The organism is Lysobacter hankyongensis (genome assembly GCF_039543145.1).
Classification (GTDB): Bacteria; Pseudomonadota; Gammaproteobacteria; order Xanthomonadales; family Xanthomonadaceae; genus Lysobacter_I; species Lysobacter_I hankyongensis.
The window spans coordinates 267,028-287,981 of the sequence record NZ_BAABJE010000017.1; the positions used below are offsets into that span (position 1 = coordinate 267,028).

General features: G+C 67.4%; 17 protein-coding genes. 6 read left to right on the plus strand and 11 right to left on the minus strand.

What is annotated here, in order from left to right; translation table 11 throughout:
• Positions 1-2: 2 nt before the first annotated feature.
• The 6 genes from ABD974_RS16355 to ABD974_RS16380 form a co-directional block, all read right to left on the minus strand.
• Positions 3-1,328 (minus strand): ATP-binding protein, encoded by a 1,326-nt coding sequence (locus tag ABD974_RS16355; protein ID WP_345304401.1) that lies wholly within the window; start codon positions 1,326-1,328, stop codon positions 3-5.
• Entirely contained in the window at positions 1,325-4,294 is a 2,970-nt protein-coding gene (locus tag ABD974_RS16360) for an SNF2-related protein (RefSeq protein WP_345304402.1), read from the minus strand. The genes ABD974_RS16355 and ABD974_RS16360 overlap by 4 nt, the downstream gene beginning before the upstream one ends.
• Before the next feature lie 88 nt (positions 4,295-4,382).
• On the minus strand, positions 4,383-6,026 hold the full coding sequence (gene groL / locus ABD974_RS16365) for a chaperonin GroEL (protein ID WP_345304403.1): 1,644 nt from the start codon (positions 6,024-6,026) through the stop codon (positions 4,383-4,385).
• Between the two features lie 109 nt (positions 6,027-6,135).
• Entirely contained in the window at positions 6,136-6,426 is a 291-nt protein-coding gene (locus tag ABD974_RS16370; RefSeq protein WP_345304404.1) for a co-chaperone GroES, read from the minus strand.
• A gap of 330 nt (positions 6,427-6,756) precedes the next feature.
• A complete protein-coding gene (locus tag ABD974_RS16375) occupies positions 6,757-7,356 on the minus strand; it encodes a 2-hydroxychromene-2-carboxylate isomerase (RefSeq protein WP_345304405.1) in 600 nt (199 codons plus the stop codon).
• A gap of 80 nt (positions 7,357-7,436) precedes the next feature.
• Positions 7,437-8,429 (minus strand): dienelactone hydrolase family protein, encoded by a 993-nt coding sequence (locus ABD974_RS16380; RefSeq protein WP_345304406.1) that lies wholly within the window; start codon positions 8,427-8,429, stop codon positions 7,437-7,439.
• On the opposite strand from ABD974_RS16380, the gene ABD974_RS16385 reads away from it, so the two are divergent.
• Entirely contained in the window at positions 8,371-9,351 is a 981-nt protein-coding gene (locus ABD974_RS16385; RefSeq protein ID WP_345304407.1) for a GlxA family transcriptional regulator, read from the plus strand. The two genes, ABD974_RS16380 and ABD974_RS16385, sit on opposite strands and share 59 nt — an antisense overlap.
• A 62-nt stretch (positions 9,352-9,413) precedes the next feature.
• On the opposite strand, the gene ABD974_RS16390 is transcribed toward ABD974_RS16385, so the two are convergent.
• Positions 9,414-12,305 (minus strand): TonB-dependent receptor, encoded by a 2,892-nt coding sequence (locus ABD974_RS16390; RefSeq protein WP_345304408.1) that lies wholly within the window; start codon positions 12,303-12,305, stop codon positions 9,414-9,416.
• Positions 12,306-12,625: 320 nt separating this feature from the next.
• Here ABD974_RS16390 and ABD974_RS16395 point away from each other — a divergent pair, with 320 nt between their 5' ends.
• From ABD974_RS16395 to ABD974_RS16410, 4 genes are all read left to right on the plus strand, one after another.
• Positions 12,626-14,668 (plus strand): lytic transglycosylase domain-containing protein, encoded by a 2,043-nt coding sequence (locus ABD974_RS16395; RefSeq protein WP_345304409.1) that lies wholly within the window; start codon positions 12,626-12,628, stop codon positions 14,666-14,668.
• Positions 14,665-15,558, plus strand: a complete 894-nt coding sequence (locus ABD974_RS16400; RefSeq protein ID WP_345304410.1) for a complex I NDUFA9 subunit family protein — start codon at positions 14,665-14,667, stop codon at positions 15,556-15,558. The genes ABD974_RS16395 and ABD974_RS16400 overlap by 4 nt, the downstream gene beginning before the upstream one ends.
• Positions 15,559-15,622: 64 nt before the next feature.
• Positions 15,623-16,000, plus strand: a complete 378-nt coding sequence (locus ABD974_RS16405; RefSeq protein WP_345304411.1) for a PH domain-containing protein — start codon at positions 15,623-15,625, stop codon at positions 15,998-16,000.
• Positions 15,997-17,232, plus strand: coding sequence for a multifunctional CCA addition/repair protein (locus tag ABD974_RS16410; protein ID WP_345304412.1), 1,236 nt, complete (start codon positions 15,997-15,999; stop codon positions 17,230-17,232). The genes ABD974_RS16405 and ABD974_RS16410 overlap by 4 nt, the downstream gene beginning before the upstream one ends.
• Positions 17,233-17,322: 90 nt before the next feature.
• Here ABD974_RS16410 and ABD974_RS16415 read toward each other — a convergent pair whose 3' ends face one another.
• The 3 genes from ABD974_RS16415 to ABD974_RS16425 are packed head-to-tail and all read right to left on the minus strand — an operon-like array spanning position 17,323 to position 19,151.
• A complete protein-coding gene (locus ABD974_RS16415) occupies positions 17,323-17,727 on the minus strand; it encodes a VanZ family protein (RefSeq protein WP_345304413.1) in 405 nt (134 codons plus the stop codon).
• A 42-nt stretch (positions 17,728-17,769) separates the two neighbouring features.
• Entirely contained in the window at positions 17,770-18,954 is a 1,185-nt protein-coding gene (locus tag ABD974_RS16420; RefSeq protein ID WP_345304414.1) for a class I SAM-dependent methyltransferase, read from the minus strand.
• A 56-nt stretch (positions 18,955-19,010) separates the two neighbouring features.
• Positions 19,011-19,151: a DUF3149 domain-containing protein gene (locus tag ABD974_RS16425; protein ID WP_345304415.1), complete on the minus strand. Its 141-nt coding sequence runs from the start codon at positions 19,149-19,151 to the stop codon at positions 19,011-19,013.
• Between the two features lie 98 nt (positions 19,152-19,249).
• Here ABD974_RS16425 and ABD974_RS16430 point away from each other — a divergent pair, with 98 nt between their 5' ends.
• Positions 19,250-19,990: a pteridine reductase gene (locus ABD974_RS16430; RefSeq protein ID WP_345304416.1), complete on the plus strand. Its 741-nt coding sequence runs from the start codon at positions 19,250-19,252 to the stop codon at positions 19,988-19,990.
• Positions 19,991-20,066: 76 nt separating this feature from the next.
• Here the strand turns inward: ABD974_RS16430 and ABD974_RS16435 are convergent, their stop codons facing one another.
• The gene (locus ABD974_RS16435; RefSeq protein ID WP_345304417.1) at positions 20,067-20,900 is read right to left on the minus strand and encodes a DUF6159 family protein; all 834 of its coding nucleotides are present in this window, start codon (positions 20,898-20,900) and stop codon (positions 20,067-20,069) included.
• Positions 20,901-20,954 lie beyond the last annotated feature (54 nt).

Sequence of the window (20,954 nt, forward strand, 5' to 3'; positions counted from 1 at the left end):
GTTCAGTCCTGGTCTTGCGCGTCGTTCCCGCGCCCCGGCGCCGGATAGTGCAGGCCGTCGAGGTACACATCCCTCACCAGCGGGCTGGTCTCGGGGTCGGCAGCGTAGAGGGTCACGCGCAGGGCATTGTCGCCCAGCAGCTCGAACCTCGGTCGGCGCCCGGAGAGGCGCTCGCTGCGGCCGAGGATCTGCGGCACGCCTTCGCCGCGCTTTTCCATCACCCGGCCACGCGCCACCACGACGATATCGACCGGGCTGCGCGCCAGCAGGTTGGTCAGCAGTTCGTTGCGCGTCGCGGTGCGCAGCGCGATGGAGTCCACCGACTGCGAATTGGGCAGCGCACCCGGCGAGGTGATCTCCAGCCGGTCGGCGAACAGGTGCACCTGCACGGGCGCACCGGGGATCGAGTAATCGCGATGCGCGCCGGCATTGGCGATGGCCTCGAACACCGCATCCGGATCGAACTGCGGCACATCCACCCGCCCCCGATGCTTGAAGGCGGCGATCCGCATGTTGCGCAGCACGAACGCCGTCGCCTCGCGGATCTGATGGTCCAGCGGGCCGCGCACATCCTGCGCATCGAGCTGTTCCTGCGCGATGCGTTCGCTGCCGGCGTAGTGCACGCACTGGATGTAGGCCTGGGGCAGCCATTCGTGCGGCGTGGCCGTCGCCATCAGCACGCCCGCCACGCTGACCCACTCCTCGCCCGGCTCGCCCGGCACCAGCAGCTTGAGCTTGCGCAGGCGCAGTTCGGCAGGTTCGTCGGTATTGCCGATGAAGCGGTCGTACAGTTCCGGCACCAGATCGTTGCGTGTGCAACCCAACACCGGCATTTCGTCAAAGCCCAGCGTGCCCGCACGCTGGCGCGACTGCATCAAACGCAACAGCTCGTTGGGCGGCAGCTCGTACTTCGAACTACCCTGACGACGGAAATAACCACCGGGGGCCAGATGCACGTACAGCGAACGCGGCACATCGACCACCAGCACGGCGCACTCGATGCCTGCACGGTCCGGCACCAGCATGCGCCGCAGATAGACCGTGGGCTCGGGCTTGATCCGGTCGTGCACGCTGCGTTCGACCCAGCCGACCACCTCGTCGAGTCGATCCAGTTCGATGCCGACGACCTCCCGGGTCTTGTCGTCCACCCCCAGGATCAGCCGCCCACCGATCGCATTGGCGAAGGCCGCGATCTCCTGGCAGAGGCTTTCCGTGTTGGGCCCCTTGATCCTGTCGTTCTCGAAGACGATGCGCTTGAACTCGACCAGGGAATCTTCGCCGAGGCGAATCTGGGTCAGCACATCGGCCAATTCACGGGAATTGCTCATGACTGCGTATGCTCCAACGTCCACTCGACATCGAACAGGATGTCCACCCGGTGCTGGATGCGCAGCAGGGCCTCGACCCGATCGAGCATGGCGTCCTGCTGAAGATCGATGGCCTTCCTGCTCTGATAGAAATCCAGCATGGCATCGTCGCGCTGCTGCTCCATGCGCTTGATCTCGCGCTTGAGCCTGGCTTTCTCCTCCAGCGTCTCCAATTGCCGCAGCGTGCGCTTGGCCTCGCGAATCTGCGCATCCAGCGCGTCGACCCGCTGCTTCAGCAACAGGCGCTGGTCTTCCGCCCAGCGATCCAGTCGCTCGGATTCCTGCAGGAACCAGGCTTGGTTGCGCTCGGCCGCGTCGTCCAGAACCCGCTGCACTGCGGCCTCGAAGGCAAGCAGCGGGGGGGCATCGGCGACACGCCTGGCCGGCGCGTATCGCGCCGGTACTTCCATCAGGCGCGCCGCCGTCTCGTCGGACAGTACGCGACCATCGTCGCTGCGCGCGCTGCAGACCAAAGATTGCAGCTGTTCGTTCGCTGTATCGATGGTCACGATACCGACCCTCAGCTGCCCGCGCGCACCAAGCCACTCGCGCACGTCGGCGCGCTGTGCATCCACCGCGGCATAGTCGAAATGGAGCACACCTGCGGGTGTCTCGCGCTGTGCGGCGCTCTGCACGAGTTCGGCGCCCAGCCCGGCGTCGGGCCGCAGCAGTCCAGCATTGGCGGCCTCTGCGGGCGGCCAGCTGACCGCGAACCGTCCTTCCTCCAGCTCGACGAGCGCATCCTTGATGCGCGCATCAGGACATTCGGCCTCGATCAGGCGCAGGAACTGGCCTTCGTACTGGTTGATGCGCAGCAGCATGCCCTCGCGCCGGGAGCGCAGGTTGCGCACGACATCCTCGTCGAAGTGCTCCAGCAAGGTCCGCCGGGCCTCCGATTCGCGCCGTGCGATGCTGTCGTCGAGCTCCGCCTGCAGCGCGGCGAACTCGGCCTCGATCCGGGCCGTATCGCGGCATTCCTGATAGATGCGCAGGATGCGCTGCTCGATATCCACCCCGGATTCGATGGAGCCGAGGATGTCGTCGCTGGCGCCGAACACGCCATCGAACAGCCGGAACTTCTTCTCCAGCAGCTCGAAGACCAGTTGGTCCGCGCGATTCTTGCGGTTGACGAAATTCACCACCACCACATCGCTCTGCTGGCCGTAGCGATGCACGCGCCCGATGCGCTGCTCGACGCGCTGCGGGTTCCACGGCAGGTCGTAGTTCACCAGCAGCGAGCAGAACTGCAGGTTGATGCCCTCGCCGCCGGCCTCCGTCGCGATCAGGATGTCGCGCTGATCACGGAAGGCCTCGACGACGGCAGCCTTCATGTCGGCCGTCCGCGAGCCGGACATGAGCGCCGTACCGGCATGGCGCGCCATCCAGTCGGCATACAGCGCCTTCGAATCCGCGTCGTCGTTGCTGCCATTGAGCAGGACCGTGCGCCCGGCATAGCCGTTGGCTTCCAGCAGGTCGCGCAGGTATTCCTGCGTGCGTTTCGATTCGGTGAAGATGACCGCCTTGCGCCGCCCGCCGAGGTTCTCGGTCATGGCGAATGCACGATCGAGCACCAGAAGCAGGGCATCGCCCTTCCGATTCGACTGGATGCGTCTGGCGAGATCGCGATAGCCGCTGAGGCGTTCGATTTCGAGATTCCGGCAGAACAGTTCGGCCTGCAGGGCCTCGCTTCCCGGCATATCGGTCGACGACGGGTCTGGTGCCTCAAGCTCGTCCCCGACTTCATCGACGGTCTCGAAATCCTGCAGCATCCGCGCCGTCAGTGCCTGATTGGCCTGGAGTCGCTCGATGATGGCGTCGAGCGTGTCGGCGATGGCGAAAGTGGACGATGCCAAGATCTTGCGCACCACCAGCGTGATCAGATGACGGGCTGCAGGCTTGATGGCGAGAATGGACGGGTCCTGCAGATAGGCAGACACCTGTTCGTACAGCTCGAATTCGTCGTCGGAAGGCGTGAAATCCTGGGTAATCGAGAAACGCTTGGTGAAATTGATGCCGCCCTCGGCCTGCACCTGCCTGCGCAGCGTGCGGTGGCAGATCGGTTTGAGGCGATGCCTCAGATCGTTGAGCCGCGCTTCGGAATGGCGTCCGCTGGCGTACTGCATCTGGAACGCCTGCTGGCTGCCGAAGAATTCGTCGCTGATGAACGACACCAGGCCATACAGTTCCATCAGCGAATTCTGGAAGGGCGTGGCGGTCAGCAGCACCTTCTTGCGCCCGCGCAATGCATCGTTCAGCGCGGAGGCGCGTTTCGCGTCGGATTTCCCCTTGTAGAGGTTGCGCAGTTTGTGCGCTTCATCCAGTACGACCAGATCCCATGGCACCCGCGCAAGGTCCGCGGCCTTGTTCGCTGCGAATTCGTACGACGTGATGGCGATGGCATCGTCGACATCGAACGGATTCGCATCGCCCGCCTTGCATCGTTCTGCGTAGGACCGGCTTTCGAGGATGGTGGTCGGCAACTGGAACTTGTCCAGAAGCTCCTGACTCCACTGCTTGCGCAATGTCGCAGGCACGACGAGCAACATGCGCCGACGTCGCTGCGCCCAGAGCTGCGCCAGCACCAGGCCGGCCTCGATGGTCTTCCCGAGCCCCACTTCATCCGCAAGCAGCACACCGGCTTCCACCGGCGATTTGAGCGCGAACAGGGCTGCATCGACCTGATGCGGGTTCATGTCGACGCGCGCAACGGAAAGCGCACGGGCGATCGCCGACTCGTCGCGGCTGCGCAGCGTCAGCCAATGCGAGAAGAACTTCCCTTGATGATGCGTGTAGCGCCCCCCCTCCGAGCGGCTGCCGGACCGCGCATCTTCACTCAATGCATTGGGCGAGGGAGACATGGTTCGTGCCTGAAATGGGACGCAGGGCGCGCACTTGGCGAGTATGACGAGTACGGGGCACTTCGCCAACTTTCAGGCGAAGTGCTGCGTCTGAAAGCAGGAACCCCGCCAAAAAGGCGGGGTTCCCGTGGTACAGCAAGCGATGTGCGGGGACGGATCAGAAATCCATGCCGCCCATGCCGCCCATGCCGCCGCCCATGCCACCGGCGGCCGGCTCGTCCTTCTTCGGCGCTTCGGCGACCATGGCTTCGGTCGTGATCATCAGGCCGGCGATCGACGCCGCGTTCTGCAGCGCGGTGCGGGTGACCTTGGTCGGATCCAGGATGCCGGCCTCGACCATGTCGACGAATTCGCCGGTGGCCGCGTTGTAGCCGTAGTTGCCCGTGCCTTCCTTCACCTTGTTGACGATGACCGAGGGCTCTTCGCCGGCGTTGGTGACGATTTCGCGCAGCGGGGCTTCCATCGCGCGCAGGGCGATCTGGATGCCGTGGTTCTGGTCTTCGTTGATGCCCTTCAGGCCGGAGATCGAGGCCAGCGCGCGGATCAGCGCGACGCCGCCGCCCGGGACGATGCCTTCTTCCACCGCGGCGCGAGTCGCGTGCAGCGCGTCTTCGACGCGGGCCTTCTTTTCCTTCATTTCGATTTCGGTCGAGGCGCCGACCTTGATCACGGCCACGCCGCCGGCGAGCTTGGCGACGCGCTCCTGCAGCTTCTCGCGGTCGTAGTCCGAAGAGGTCTCTTCGATCTGGGCCTTGATCTGCTTGATGCGGGCCTGGATGCCGTCGGCGGCGCCGGCGCCGTCGATGATCGTGGTGTTTTCCTTCGAGACCTGCACCTTCTTGGCGCGGCCGAGGTCCTTGATCGTGGCCTTCTCCAGCGACAGGCCGACTTCTTCCGAAATCACGGTGCCGCCGGTGAGGATGGCCATGTCTTCCAGCATCGCCTTGCGACGGTCGCCGAAGCCCGGGGCCTTCACGGCGCAGACCTTGACGATGCCGCGGATGGTGTTGACGACGAGGGTCGCGAGGGCTTCGCCTTCGACTTCCTCGGCGACGATCAGCAGCGGCTTGCCGGCCTTGGCCACGCCTTCCAGCACGGGCAGCAGGTCGCGGACGTTCGAGATCTTCTTGTCGTGCAGAAGGATGAACGGGTCGTCCAGCTCGGCCGACATCGACTGCTGATTGTTGACGAAGTACGGCGACAGGTAGCCGCGGTCGAACTGCATGCCCTCGACAACGTCGAGTTCGTTGTCCAGGCCCGAGCCCTCTTCAACGGTGATCACGCCTTCCTTGCCGACCTTCTTCATCGCGTCGGCGATGATGTTGCCGATCGATTCGTCGGAGTTGGCCGAGATCGTGCCGACCTGGGCGATGGCCTTGTCGTCGGCGGTGGGCTTGCTGATCGCCTTCAGTTCGGCGGTCGCGGCCACGACGGCCTTGTCGATGCCGCGCTTGAGGTCCATCGGGTTCATGCCGGCGGCGACCGCCTTCATGCCTTCGCGGATCAGGGCCTGGGCCAGCACGGTGGCGGTGGTGGTGCCGTCGCCGGCGTTGTCGGAGGTCTTCGAGGCGACTTCCTTCACCATCTGCGCGCCCATGTTCTCGAACTTGTCGGCCAGTTCGATTTCCTTGGCGACGGACACGCCGTCCTTGGTGATGGTCGGGGCGCCGAAGCTCTTCTCGAGCACGACGTTGCGGCCCTTCGGACCGAGGGTGGCCTTGACGGCATTGGCGAGGACGTTGACGCCGCGGACCATGCGGACGCGGGCATCTTCACCGAAACGGATATCTTTGGCAGCCATTGTTTGAAGCTCCGGAATTTGATGGATTTCGTAGGGCGGGCCCTGGCCCGCCATTGCGGGATCGGCGCATCAGCGCAGCCTGGCGAAGCGATCGCTCCGCCCGCGCGCATCAGCCGACGATCGCGAGGATGTCGTCTTCCTTGATGACCTTGTATTCGACGCCTTCGTGCTTGTAGGCCGAACCGGCGTACTGGCCGTAGATGACCTTGTCGCCGGCCTTGACCTTCGGCGCGCGCACGCCGCCGGTGGCGTCGATGAACTTGCCTTCGCCGACGGCGACCACTTCGCCCTTGGTCGGCTTTTCCTTGGCGGCGTCGGGGATGATGATCCCGCCAACGGTCATTTCTTCGGCTTCGATCGGCTTGACGACCACGCGGTCGTAGAGCGGCTTCAGATTCATGGGAACCCTCGCAAGTGATTGATTGGTGGAGAAAAGGCCGGCGATTCTAGCAGTCTCCCGGGGAGAGTGCCAAAACCGCGGGCAAAGAAACCCCGGCAGACCGGGACCCGGCGGATATGGGGCGGCGGCGAAGGCTTTCAAGGGGGCTTCGATGCACCGGTCCACGCGGGGCCGCGGATCGTCGACGGCGGCGGACAGTACGGCCCGCCGACTCAGGCGGCGAGCCCTGTACCGGGGAACGATTCCACCCCGACCTGCGGAACGCAGGCCGGCCCGCCGGCCCGCCGGCCCGGATCCCGCGACCCGGGCATGGCATCGCGCGCGAACCGGTCATCGCGACCGCAGGGCGGTGCAGGCCTCCAGCGCGTCCGCCAGACGATCGTCACCCCAGAACAGGTCGTCGCCGACCCGGAACGACGGCGCCCCGAACAGGCCGTGCCGGACCGCGTCCCCGGTGCGCGCGATCAGCGCCTGCTTCACCGCCGGCAACTGTGCATCGGGCAGGATCGACGCCGCATCCTGGCCGGCGTGCGCGAGGCAGGCGGCGATCACCGTTTCGTCCGCGATGTCCTCATCATGCTCGAAATTGGCGCGATACACGGCCTGAACGAATGCGGGCAACCACGGGGCATCGGCATGCGCGCAGGCGAGGCGCGCCGCCAGCAGGCCATTGCGCGGGAACATCGACGGCATCCGCAGCGGCAACCCATGCTTGCGGCATTGCCGCTGCAGGTCCTGCCACATGTAGCGGCCCTTCGCCGGAAACAGATTGAACGGCGAATCGGTCCATCCCTGCTGCCGGAAGATCGGACCGAGCAGGAACGCGCGCCATTCGACCTCGACGCCGACGCGCGCGGCCGCGTCCTCGATCCGCATCGCGGCGACATACGAGTACGTGCTTGCGAATTCGAACCAGAACTCCAGTTTCATGCGTATTCCTTCACGGGCGGCCTTCTTCGGTCGCATACGGATGGGCGAATGCCGGGGCGGGCGGCATCACTGCATGCGCCTCAGGCATCGGCATGCGGCGCGTGGAGGCGGTGCGCGAAGAACGCGAGGATCTCGTCGCGCGCCGCGAGTGTGGGCTGACCGTCGGCATCGATGAGATGCGCGGTGACCACGCTGTGCGGCGACGCCACCACCTTGTCGAAGAACGGCGGCGTCTCCGGATTGGCCGCGCTGTCCGGCAGCACCCGCGCGACGAAGCGCGGACCGAGCGCCGTCGCGAACGCCGCGAACCGTTCCGCCCGGCAGTGACGGTCGCCTTCGAACCGATAGGCCATGACGGTCAGGTCCTCGCGCTCCAGCCTTGCGCGCACCGCCGCCAGTTCTTGCGCGGCCACATTCATGCCCGCGGGATCGTCGATGGGCAGCGAGGGCTGACAGACGACCGGCGCCAGCAGCGCGGATTCCAGCATCATCGACAGTGCGAAATTGCCGGTGAAACACATGCCGATCGCGCCCACGCCCGGACCGCCGCATTCCGCATGGGCCCGTCGCGCGAGCGCGCGCAGCCACTGCGTGACCGGACTGGATTCGTTGGAAGCGAAGGCGCGGAACTCCGCGCTGACGCAGGCCCGCTTCATGATCGCCAGGCCTTCCTCCGCGTCCGGGACGGCGCCATCGCGGCCGAACAGCGACGGCATGTAGACGGTGAATCCTGCCTCGCGCACCCAGCGCGCGAACCGTGCGACGTGCGGACTGATGCCGGGCATTTCGGTCATCACGATCACCGCCGGCCCGCGGCCGGCCACATGCACGCGCTTCGCGATGCCGTCGATGGTCACCTCGCGCGGGTCGAAGTCGTCGAGCGCATCGTGTCGATTGGTGTCCCGATCCCCTGTCATCGCCATATCGCACCTCAAGCCGTCCGGGCTTGTATTGGAACGTCGCGAGGGCAAGAATGGCAGTGTCTGTCCAGACATTTTTCGGGCCTTATCCGCCATGCACGATTTCACCATCCTGGTGCTCGAAGATGCGCACCCCACCAGCGTGGCGGCCACCCACGACATTCTCGTGGCCGCCGGCGTATTGGCGGCGCGCACGGCCGCCACGGCACCGCGATGGCGGCTGTGTTCGATCGACGGCGGCCAGGTCCGGCTGCAGGGCGGCTTTTCCATCGAAACCGCCAGATTGCCGGCGAGATCAAGACAGGATCGCTCGACGTGGGTCCTGCCCGGGCTCGGTCATGCCACCCCCGCGGCACTGCAAGCACGACTCGAACATGCCGATGCGATCGGCACGATCGGCGCCATCGCGCGTCACGCGAAACAGGGCGGACGCGTCGCGGCCTCGTGCTCGTCGGTCTTCCTGCTCATGGCCGCCGGCCTGCTCGACGGGCGCCGCGCCACCACGACCTGGTGGCTCGCGCCCCTGCTGAAGCAGATGGCGCCGGGCTGCATGGTCGATGCCGACCGCATGGTGTGCGTCGATGGCCCGATCGTGACCGCGGGCGCCGCCTTCGCGCAGACCGATCTGATGCTGCATCTCCTGCGCGAATGCTGCGGCAGCGCGCTGGTCGATGCGGTGTCGCGGTCGCTGCTGATCGACGGTCGTCCAGCGCAGGCCCCGTTCATCGTGGCGGAGCAGCAGGCCGGCGGCAACGCGCTGGTCGCGCGGATCGCGACGCGCATCGAATCCGCATTGCCGCATCCGCCGACGGTGTTCGAACTGGCGCAGGAGTTCGGCATGTCCGAGCGCACGCTGTCGCGCCATCTGCATCGCGCGACCGGCAAGAGCACGGCCGCGCTGGTACAGGGCATTCGCCTCAGGCGCGCGCGCATCCTGCTGGAAACCAGCCGGATGACGGTCGAACAGGTCGCCGAAGCCGTGGGCTACGGCGATGCCACCGCCCTGCGCCGGTTGATGAAGAAAACCACCGGCGCGAATCCCAGCCGCTACCGCCCGGTCGTGGCGGCTGGTTGAGCGCCATGAAAAACGGCCGGGTTTCCCCGGCCGTTTCGCTCAAGCCTGTTGCGCAGCGGCCATCAGAACCGGTAATCGGCGCTGACGTACCAGAACGCACCCGGCAGATCGTAGGTACCGGCGTCGTAGCCGTTCAACGAGCAGCCGAGGCAGATCGGGGCCTCTTTTCCGAACACGTTGTTGGCGCCCAGCGAGAGCTTCAGGCCTTCCATCGTGAAGGCGTTCTTCCACGCGAACTGCACGTCGTGGTAGGTCGTCGCGCCCAGCTTGTTGGTGGCGACGCCATCGCAGCCCGGCAGGCCCTCGACGCCCGCGCAGCTCTCCTCGACGCTGCTGATGTAGCGCGTGGAGAGCGTGAAGCCCAGGCCGCCACGCTGCCAGCCGAGCTGGAGATTGGACTGCCACTCGGGAATGGCGCTGTCCCCGACTTCGACGCCGACGGCGCGCGAAGACACATTGCCCGCGGCATCGACCGCCTCGTAGTCGTTGACGAAGGTCGACTGCAGCGAAGCGCTGAGATTGCCGAAGCCCCATTCCGGGCTCAGCCAGTTGACCTTGATGTCGACGCCGTCGGTCTCGATCTGGCCGAGGTTGGCGAGGAAGTTGTTCGGCGGACGCAGGTCGCCGCTGGAGATGCGGGTGAAGGGCGCACAGGCCGGGCCGGTGCCGTTCTGCGCGTTGTAGCAGGTATCGAGCAGACCCTGCAGATCGTTGGCCTGGATCGCGCCTTCGATCTTGTGCCGGTAGTAGCCCAGTTCGAAGTCGAGCTTGCGCGACCACGACTTGTCTTCCGCCCAACCGGGGCTGTAGACCGCGCCGATCGTCCAGCTGTCGGACTCTTCCGGATCCAGATCCGGATTGCCGCCGGTGAAGGTGGTGATCTGGGTATTGGCCTGTTCGAAGTTGTTCGGCACGCCGGCGGCGACGCAGGCCGCTTCCAGCCCGGCCGAGATCCCGTTCGTGGTGTCGACGACGACCTGATTGGTCGGGCCGCAGGGGTCGACCAGGGTGGCGCCGAACTGGGTCAGGCCGTACAGCTCGCCGAGGTTCGGCGCGCGGAAACCCTGCGAGTACGTGCCACGGACGACCAGGTCTTCGATCGGCTGCCAACGGAAGCCGGCCTTGCCGGTGGTGGCGCTGCCGAAAGTCGAATAGTCGGAGAAACGCAGTGCGGCGGTCAGGTCAAGGGTGGCCATGACCGGGAAGTTGAACTCGCCGTAGACTTCGGTGACGTCATAGCTGGCGGAGATCGGAGCCGCGAACGAGTCCTGTGACTCGCCGGTCTGGCGCAGCGGATCCGGGTCGAAGTCGCCCTTGTAGCGGCGGTGCTCGATGCCCGAGGCGAAGCCGGCGGTGCGGTCGCCGATGGCGAACAGATCGCCGGTGACGTTGGCCGAGAAGATGTCCAGTTCCTGGGTGCTGGCGTCGCGCTGGTCGGTCACGATCCAGTCGATCATCGCCCGGGTGAACGGACGACCCTGGCCGCCGAACAGATCCAGCGGGGTGCAGCCGGGCGTGGCGGCGCAGACGGCCGGATCGCCGAGCGCGGTGCGGATGTGCGCGATGTTGTAGCCGTTGGTGAAGCGCTGGGTGGCCGAATTGCGGGTATGCACGTAATTGGCGTCCCAGCCATAGCTGCGGCCGCCGATGTCCAGCAGGCCGTCGAGGCCGACGTTGAAATACCAAGTATCGACGTTCTGCTCGAAGATGCGCGGGCCGACTTCCAGCGGACGGCGGCCGATGAACAGGAAGTTCGAGTTGGCGTCGAGCGCGATCCCGAACGGATTGAACGGATGGTTCGCCGGAATCGAGATGGTGTCGGCGATGCCGCCGGTGCCCGCGCCCGGGCCGACGAAGATCGGTTCAGGCGCCGCCTGGTTGGCGGACTGGCGGTTGTTGAACAGCGTCTTGACGTGCAGGCGGGTGTTGTCGCTCAGGTCGATGTTGATGCTGGCGAACAGCGATTTGCGCTCGCTGGGGGTCAGCAGCAGGTTGAACGGCGCGAAGTTGAAACGATCGGCGCTGTCGAACTGGTTGTAGGTGCCGCCGTTCGGGTTGCCCGGCACGAAGATCGGGGTGGTGGTGCCGGGATTCAGCGTGATGTTGTAGTACGTGGCCGCGCTGCTGCAGGAGCCCGGGCCGGCGGCGATCGCCGGATCGCAGAAACGGAAACGGCCCTGGGGCGTACCCGAGCTGCCGAAATCGAGGCCGCCGCCGGGCACCGGGAACGAGGACTGATCCCACTCGGCGGAACTGATGCGTTCCTGATCGTAGTAGCTGGCGCCGAACACCGCGGTCCAGCGGTCGCCGCCGGTACCGAAGGTGAAGGAGGCTTCCTTGGTGTCGCCGCCGCGGCTGTACTGGCCGTAATAGGTGTGGACTTCGGCACCCTGAAAATTCTTGCGGGTGATGATGTTGACCACGCCGGCGATGGCGTCGGAGCCGTAGATGGCGGACGCGCCGTCTTCGAGCACTTCGACGCGCTCGACGATGGCCAGCGGAATGGTGTTGAGGTCGGCGCTGCCGCTGACGCCGGAGGCCGAGGATTCGTTGACCCAGCGGATGCCGTCGACGAGGACCAGCACGCGCTGCGAGCCCAGGTTGCGCAGGTCGACCTGCGCGGAACCGGCGCCGATGCCGCCGCCGTCCGCCGGGTAACCGAAGTTGCCGGAGGAGTTGAACTTGGCGTTCAGCGCCTTGCCGCTGGCGGTCAGCTGCTGCAACAGTTCGCCGACGCTGGCGACGCCGGTTTCTTCGATCTTGGCGCGGTCCATCACGTACACCGGCTGAGCGGTAACGGCATTGGTCTGCTTGATGCGGGAGCCGGTGACACTGATCGTGTCGAGGGTGTTCTCTTCCTTCGGTGCGTCCTGCGCTGCAGCCATGGTGGGCAGCGCGAGAAGCAAGGTCAGGTGGACGGCGGCCGTCAGGCGATTACGGCGCAGCTTGCTCATTGGGTTCTCTCCATTCGTTTTGAGGTTGACGCAGCCACCGCCTGTCGGCCCCCTCCTTGGGCGGTATCGCGACTTTGTAAACAAAATGTGAAACAGGGGCAAGATGCCGGCCGGCACGGCGTCCGCGGAGATGAGCGCACCGCGGGCGTTTTTGGAGCCGCGAGCCTGGCCAGCCCCCAAGCCCATCCCTGATAAATCAATTACTTGCGCACCCATCTTGTCGTCGCCGCCCGCCCGGACGGCCCAAGCAGGCGGCCGACACATCAGCCTGCCGGGGCCCGCGCCTGACCCCGAAACCCGGCTGGGCTATAGTCCCCCGCATGCGAATCTCCCCACCGAGCATCGTCGCAGCCTTGCTGATCGCCCTGCTGCCGACGGCCTGCCACGCCCAGAACGACACCGCCTCCCTCAGCCGCGCCCGCGCGGCCCTCGATGCCGCCGAGCGCGGCGAAGACGGGTCGACGCTGCCTGCGGATCACCCGCTGGCCGGCTGGGCGGAGTACGCCGCGCTGCGCCGCAGCTTCGACACCCTGCCTGCCGCAAGCGGCCAGGCCTTCCTCAATCGCCATCGCGGCGAACCTGTGGCGGAGGTGTTCCGCGAGCAATGGCTGGCGGCATTGGCCCGGCGCGAGGACTGGCCCGCCTTCCGCAGCGCCTGGTCGACATCGATCAAAAGCGCGGCCCTGCGCTGTTCCGAACTCAACGCCCGCCAGGCCCTCGGCGCGACCGACGCCGACTGGACCGCCGACGCGCAGGCGCTGTGGCGCGGCGCCGCGAAATCGCTGCCGAACGAATGCGATGCGCCGATGGCCATCCTCGCCGCCAACGGCGGACTGCCGCCCACGCTGCGCTGGGAGCGGATCGAAAAGGCCGCCGCCGAGTGGCAGCCGGGGGTGATGCGCGCCGCGGCCCGCGGCCTGCCCGCGGAAGAGTTCGCGCTGGCGAACGACTACGCAGCGTTCGTCGAATCGCCGCACGACCGCGCCCTGAACTGGCCGAAGACGCTGCGCAGCCGGCTGATCGCCTCGCACGGTCTGGCGAAGCTCGCGAAGGCGCAGCCGTCTTCGGCCGACACCCGGCTGCCGAAGTTCGCCGAAGCGCTGGGCATGAACGATGCCGAGCGCGGCCGAGCGCTGTACCAGGCCGCGCTGTGGACCGTGGCCTCCTACGAACCCGAGTCGGCACGACGGCTCAACGCCGTTCCCGATGTCGCCTACGACGAGAAGCTGCACGAGTGGCGCGTGCGCGAAGCCATGGCCCGTTCCGACTGGCGCGCCGCGCTCGCGGCGATCCGGAAGATGGGCGACACCGAGCCCGGCAGGAAAATGCGCCGCGATTCGCGCTGGCGCTATTTCGAGGCGCGGTTGCTGGAAATGGCCGGCGACAAGACCAACGCCGACATTCTGTATCGCGACGCCGCGAACAAGCCCGAGTTCCACGGCTTCCTCGCCGCCGACCGCATCGGTGCGCCCTACGCGCTGTGCCCGTGGACACCGAAAACCGACGCCGCCGCGAAGGCCGCGATCGCCCGCGACCCGGGCATGGTCCGGGCGATGCTGTTGTACCGCCTCGAACGCGGCGGCTGGGCCGAACGCGAATGGAGCGACGCGCTGGCGCGGTTCACGCCCGAGCAGCGCCGGATCGCGGTCGACATCGCGCAGGACAACGGCTGGTTCGACCGTGGCGTGTTCGGCCTGGTGAACGTCGGGGGCAAGTCGTATCCCGAAGAATCGCGGCTGTACGCACTGCGCTTCCCGCTGCACCACGACACCGTCATCCGTCGCGAGGCCGCGAAGCACAACATCGACCCGACCTGGGTGGCGGCCGAAATCCGCGCCGAGAGCGTGTTCAATCCCCGAGCGCGTTCGCACGCCGACGCCCGCGGCCTGATGCAGGTGCTGCCGAGCACCGGCGCCGGCATCGCCAGGCGGCTCGGCCTGCCGTGGCGCGGCGGCGACAGCCTGTACGAACCCGAGTTCAACATCCAGCTCGGCACCGCCTACCTGCGCGAACTGGAAGACAAATACGGCTACACCTACGTCGCCATCGCCGCCTACAACGCCGGCCCGGCGCCGGTGGCGCGCTGGCAGTCGCAGCGTCCGGACATGGACGCCGACTTCTGGATCGAAACCATCAGCTACAAGGAAACCCGCGACTACGTCGCGCGCATCCTCGCCTTCAGCGTGATCTACGACTGGCGGCTCAACGGCAGGGCGATGCCGATCACCGACCGCCTCGCCGGACGCATCGTCGACACCCGCAAGTCGTTCGTCTGTCCGCTGCCACCCGAACCGCCGGCGCCGCCCGCCGCCGTTCCGGCTGCGAAACCCGCGCCCGCGCCGGCACGGAAGCCGCAGCGATGAGCCGCACTGTCGTCGTGCTCGGCGGCAGCGGCTTCGTCGGCCGCACGCTGGTCGCGAGGCTGCTGGCGCAGGGCCATCGCGTCCGCGTCCTCACCCGCGATGCACAGACCCGCGCCCGCGTGCCTGCCGACGCGACGCTGCTGGCCGGCGACGTGTTCGATGCGGCGTTCCTGCACGAGGCCTTCGACGGCGCGGACGCGGTGATCAATCTCGTCGGCATCCTCAACGAACGCGGCGACGACGGCCGCGGGTTCCGCAAGGTTTATGTCGAACTGGCCGAGGCCGTCATCGCGGAGATGCACACCGCCGGTCCGCGCCGGCTGCTGCAGATGAGCGCGCTGCACGCCGGCGACGGCGAGAGCCACTATCTGAAGGCGCGCGGCGAAGCCGAAGCGCGCGTGCGCGCGTCCACGCTCGAGTGGACGCTGTTCCGGCCCTCGGTGATCGCCGGTCCCGGCGACGGCCTGTTCTGCCGCTTCGCGCAGTTGCTGCGGTTCGCGCCCGGCCTGCCGCTGGGCGGCGCCGACGTGCGCTTCCAGCCGGTGTGGGTGGGCGATGTCGCCGACGCGTTCGTGCGCGCGCTCGACGACGACGCGACCATCGGCCGCAGCTACGACCTGGTCGGCCCCGAGGTCATGACCCTGGGCGGCATCGTGAAACTCACCGCACGCACCAAGGGCTGGACGCGCGTCGTGCTGCCGCTGCCCGGCGCACTCGGGCGACTGCAGGCCGAAGTCGGCGAGCACCTGCCCGGCAAGCCGATCAGCCGCGACAACTGGCGCTCGCTGCAGCGCGATTCCACCAGCGACGACAACGGCCTGCCGGCACTCGGGATCCCACCGACCGACGTGCGCGCGAAGCTGCCGGAAATTCTCGGCGTCCGCGGCTGATCGGCGCACCGCCGCGGCATAATCGCCGCATCACCGCACCACACCGCACCAAGAGGACACCGCGATGGGACTGCTCGACGCCCTGCTGGGCCATGCCGGCGAGAAGCCGGTGGAAAAGATCGAAGAAGAGTTCGCGCCGCTGCTCGCGCCCGGCGAAGTCATCCAGCGCGCGTTCTCCACCATCCGCGACCTGATCGTGTTCACCGATCGCCGCGTCATGCTGGTGAACAAACAGGGCGTGACCGCGAAGAAGACCGAATACCGCAGCGTCCCCTACCGCGCGATCACGATGTTCTCGCTGGAGACCGCCGGTCATTTCGACCTGGAAGCCGAACTGAGGATCTGGCTGTCCGGCCAACCGGCGCCGATCGAACTGCATCTCGGTCGCGGCTCCGGCGCGCAGCACATCGTCGCCCTGCTGGCCCAGCACGCACCGAAGTGAAGACCTATCTCGTCGGCGGCGCCGTCCGCGACAAACTGCTCGGCCTGCCCTGCGGCGATCGCGATTACGTGGTGGTCGGCGAAACCCCGGCGTCGATGCTCGCCGCGGGTTTCCAGACCGTGGGCAAGGATTTCCCGGTGTTCCTCCATCCCGAGACCGGCGAGGAATACGCGCTGGCGCGCACCGAACGGAAGTCCGCGCGCGGCCACCGCGGTTTCGTGGTGCACGCCGAGCCGACGGTGACGCTCGAAGACGATCTGATCCGCCGCGACTTCACCATCAACGCCATCGCCGAAGCCGACGACGGCACTCTGGTCGATCCTTACGGCGGCGCGCGCGATCTCGATGCGCGGGTGCTGCGCCACGTCGGCCCGGCCTTCGTCGAGGATCCGCTGCGGGTGCTGCGCGCGGCGCGCTTCATGGCGCGGTTCGCGACGCACGGCTTCAGGGTCGCCCCGGAAACGATGGCGCTGATGCGCGACATGGTGGCCGAGGGCGAACTCGCCGACCTCACCGCCGAACGGGTCTGGCAGGAACTGTCGCGGGCGCTGCGCCAGCCGCGGCCGTCGGCGTTCCTGCGCACCCTGCGCGACTGCGGCGCGCTGGCGGTGGTGCTGCCGGAAGTGGACGCGCTGTACGGCGTGCCGCAGCGCGCCGAATATCACCCCGAAATCGATACCGGCGTGCATACCGAAATGGTCTGCGACATGGCTGCGCGGATCGCGTCGGGCGACGACCTCGTCGGCTTCGCCGCGCTCGCCCACGATCTGGGCAAGGCGCTGACACCCGAAGCCGAGCTGCCGAAACATATCCTGCACGAGGAGCGCGGGGTCGAACCGCTGAAGGCGCTGTGCGCGCGGCTGAAGGTGCCGCTGGCGCATCGCGACCTCGCGATCGGCGCATGCCGCGAGCATCTCAACGTGCATCGCCTGATGGAACTGCGCAATGCCAGCGTCCACGACCTCATCGCGCGCAACGACGGCTTCCGCCAACCGCAGCGGATCGCGCTGCTGGCAACCGTCTGCGAAGCCGACAAGCGCGGACGCGGCGGTATGGCCGAATCCGATTACCCGCAGGGCCGCGAACTGGTGCGCCTGCACGCGGCGGCGATGACCGTGCGCGGCGCCGACGTCGCCAAACCGGGCATGGATGGCCCCGCGATCGGCGACGCGCTGCGGCGCGCGAGGATCGCCGCGATCGGCGCGGCGCGAAAATCTCTGCCGTCGCCATAGAACCCGCTTTTCGTGCGAGCGACGCAAGGACTCCGTCGCGACTCGCGTCGCTCCTACGAAAAGCGTGAAAAGCGCAGACAGGAGGCCGCGCTACCGACGATCGAAACGCAACAGCAGATCCCGCCACGGCGTGAGCTGCAGGCCGAGCCCCGCGATCACGCCCAGCGTGTTCGCGAAGGCGTCGGCACGATCCATCACCCGGTACGTGGTCAACGCGCCCTGCGCGTATTCCAGGCCGATGCCCATGATCACCAGACCGATGCCGACGCTGAGCAGCGAACGCCAGCGCGGATACAACTGCACCGCGCCCGCGGCGAGCACCGCGTAGGTCACGAAATGTTCCAGCTTGTCGCCACCGGACGGCAGCCGTCCCAGGTCCGGCACCGGCATCAGCGACACGACCACGGTCGCGGCCACGCCGACGCACCACAGGCCCGCCCACAGCCACGGGCGGCGGAACGGTTTGAGCGAACGGCCGAAGCGGTAGGCGGTCATGCGATGGCGATCATGCCGTAATCGATTCCCCAGTGGCGCGGGTCAGAGCCGATGACTCAGATCGCCCGCCAGGAAGGCGTGGGCGAGGCTGGATTTCCGCGCGAAACCGATCGCCTGGAAGCGCTCGCCCATCTCGCCGGGCAACGTCAGCTTCTTCGCCTGCTGGCGCAGCGCGTAGCGCGCGGCCTCGTCGCTGCTGCGGTCCTCATGGTCCTGCAGCCGCTGCTCCAGCCCGTTGCAGATCAGGAAGCTCGCCTGCGAGCAGTAGCCGGCGAACTCGAAACCGGCGCTGGTGCCCGCCTCCGCCAGCGCGGTGAAATCCACCGAGACGGTGACGTCCTGCAACCCCACCCGCGCGAACACGTTGTCGGCGAGACGATGACGGTGGAACGCGCGCAGGGTGCCGTCCGTGCGGCGCGGATCGTAGTATTCGCGGCGCGGATAACCGTAGTCGACGAACAGCATGGCGCCGGCCTCCAGCCCGCCCACCACCGCCTGTACCCAGTACGGCAACTGCGGCAACACTTCGGAGCGGTAGCCGTTCTTGAACGGATGTTCGCACTGGCGCTCGACGTGGCGCACGGCCGCCGCCAGCAGCGCATCGGCGGGTCGGTCCTGGCGGACGAAACCGCCGGCGGCATCGAGCGCGACGTGTTCCTCGTAGATCTCGCCGTCGAGGACCGCGAACCGCGAGGTCGGCAGCGCGTCGATGACTTCGTTCGCGAAGACCACGCCGTTCCAGCGATTGTTCACCGGGCTCTGCAGCCATTCCACGCGCGCGAACACGTCCGGAGCGAGACGCTCGCGCAGCCGCGCCTGCTGGCGCTGGCGCAGATCGGCGCTCGGTTCGAGGATGGCGTAGCGCGCCGGCAGACGGTGAGACGCGGCCAGCCGTTCGAGCGCAGCCTCGGCGAACGCACCGGTACCGCCGCCGATTTCCATGAACACCGCATCGTCGCCGAGCCCGGCGAGCACCGGCGCGAGCGCGTCGGCGACGCATTCGGCGAACAGCGGCCCCAGTTCTGGCGCGGTGACGAAATCGCCGCCTTCCCCGAGTTTGGTGGCGCCGGCGCTGTAATACCCCAAGCCCGGCGCATACAGCGCCAGTTCCATGAAACGCCAGAACGGAAGCGCGCCGCCGTTGCTCGCGATCTGATCCCGGATCAGCGCCGCCAGGCGTTCGCTGTGGGCTTTGGCGTCCGGGTCCAGATCGTCGTCGTACGTCATGCGGCAGCTCCGTTGCGGGGCCGCACAGGATAACGAATCCTCCGCGGCGGAAGGGCCTATTTCGCGGCTTCTTCTTCGCGGATCTTCTTCCTCGCGAACCACCAGATGTAGCCGCCCATCAGGACGATGAAGCCGAGGCCACCGAGCGTCATCCAGCCCACCGGCTGGGTGAAGAGTTCAGAAACGATCGGGTGCATTGCGCTGCTCCGCTGTGGACTGGCGCAAGCATGCGCCGCGGGCCGGGGCACGGCTTGATTATGGTCAAATGACTTCGCAACGATCACCGGACCCCGCCATGCCCGCTTCCCGTCCTGCCGCACTGGTCACCGGCGCCGCCCGCCGGCTCGGCGCCGCCATCGCCCGCCGACTGCACGCGGCCGGCTACGATCTCGCCCTGCACTACCGCCACTCCGCGGACGAGATGGCGGCATTGGCCGCAGCGCTGGACGCCGAGCGCCCGGGCAGCGTCATCACGCTGCAGGCGGAGCTGGCCGACTACGACCGCCTGCCGGAACTGGTGGCGCGGACGGTGGGCCGCTTCGGCCGGCTCGATGCACTGGTGAACAACGCCTCCGCCTTCACCCCGACACCGCTGGGCACGATCACGCCCGCGGACTGGGACGCGCAGTTCCTGATCAACGCCCGCGCGCCGCTGATCCTCGCCCAGGCGGCCACACCGCACCTCAAAGCCGCGCGCGGCGGCATCGTGAATCTGGTCGACATCTACGCCGAACGGCCGCTGCGCGATCACATCGTCTATGGCATGAGCAAAGCCGCCCTGCTCGCCGGCACCCGCGCGCTGGCGCTCGAACTCGCCCCGGAGGTGCGCGTGAACGCGATCGCGCCCGGCGCGATCCTGTGGCCCGAGGAAGGCAAGCCCGACGCGGCGAAAGCCGCCTTGCTGGCGAAGACGCCGCTGGGCCGGATCGGCAGCGAAGCGGAGATCGCGGAAGCCGCGCGCTGGCTGCTGCAGGACGCGACCTACACCACCGGACAGACGATCCGCGTCGACGGCGGCCGCCTGCTCGACGGCTGATGGCTGATGCTGATGGCTGGAGACGATCCGTCCGACGCATGCCGGACGGATCGCCTGCCTTCCCGGGTCGCGGGGTTCAGCGCTTCGGCGCGAACGCCGATTCCAGCGCCATGCCGCGAAACTCCGCCGGCGCTTCGTGCGACACCGCATAGCGGTACAGGGCGGCGGAATAGATGCCGCTCAGCGCCGACTGGGTGACGCCCAGCACCAGCACGCCGATCACGAACAGCGCGGCGACCACGATCGCGGCGGTCACCGACGCCTGCCAGGCGAGGAAGGTCGCACCGACGCCCAACAGCACCACGAGGGTCGTGATCAGGCCGAACGCGGCGCCGATGCCGACGTTGCCGATCGCGTTCTCGCCCCAGGTCTTCTTGAGCAGCGACACGCTTTCCTTGAGCGCGTCGACCGGGCCGATATCCCGGTTCACCAGTACCGGCACGACGAGGAACGTCGCCAGCGTCCAGGCCATGCCCAGGCCGCTGCCGATCATGCGCACGATGATGTTGTTGTCGCGATCCTTCAGCGCCTGCAGGATCACGCCGACCGTGGCGGCGATGGCCGCATAGCCGAGAATCGCCGGCAGGCGCGCCTTCGCCGCGCGGATGCCGTCGGAGAAGGTCGGATCGCCGCCCTCCAGCCGGATCGTGGCGGCGGCCACGAGCGCGCTGTTGAAGAACACGATCACGCTGTACTGGCAGAAATAGAACACGAAGGCGAACACCGCGGCGAGCACCTGCGATTCGCCCGCGAACAACTTCAGCGTGAACGCCGGCAGCGCGAACGTCGCCAGCACCACCAGCGTGGCCAGCGAGGACAGGATCGGGAACAGCATCAGCTCCTTGTCGGCGCGGAGCACCGACGCGCTCGCCTTGACCAGACCCCAACTCCGCGAAAATTTCTCGAACATCGCCTGCGCCCTCCCCGGACACGGTGTGTGGAGTCGTCATCGTCGGTCGCGACT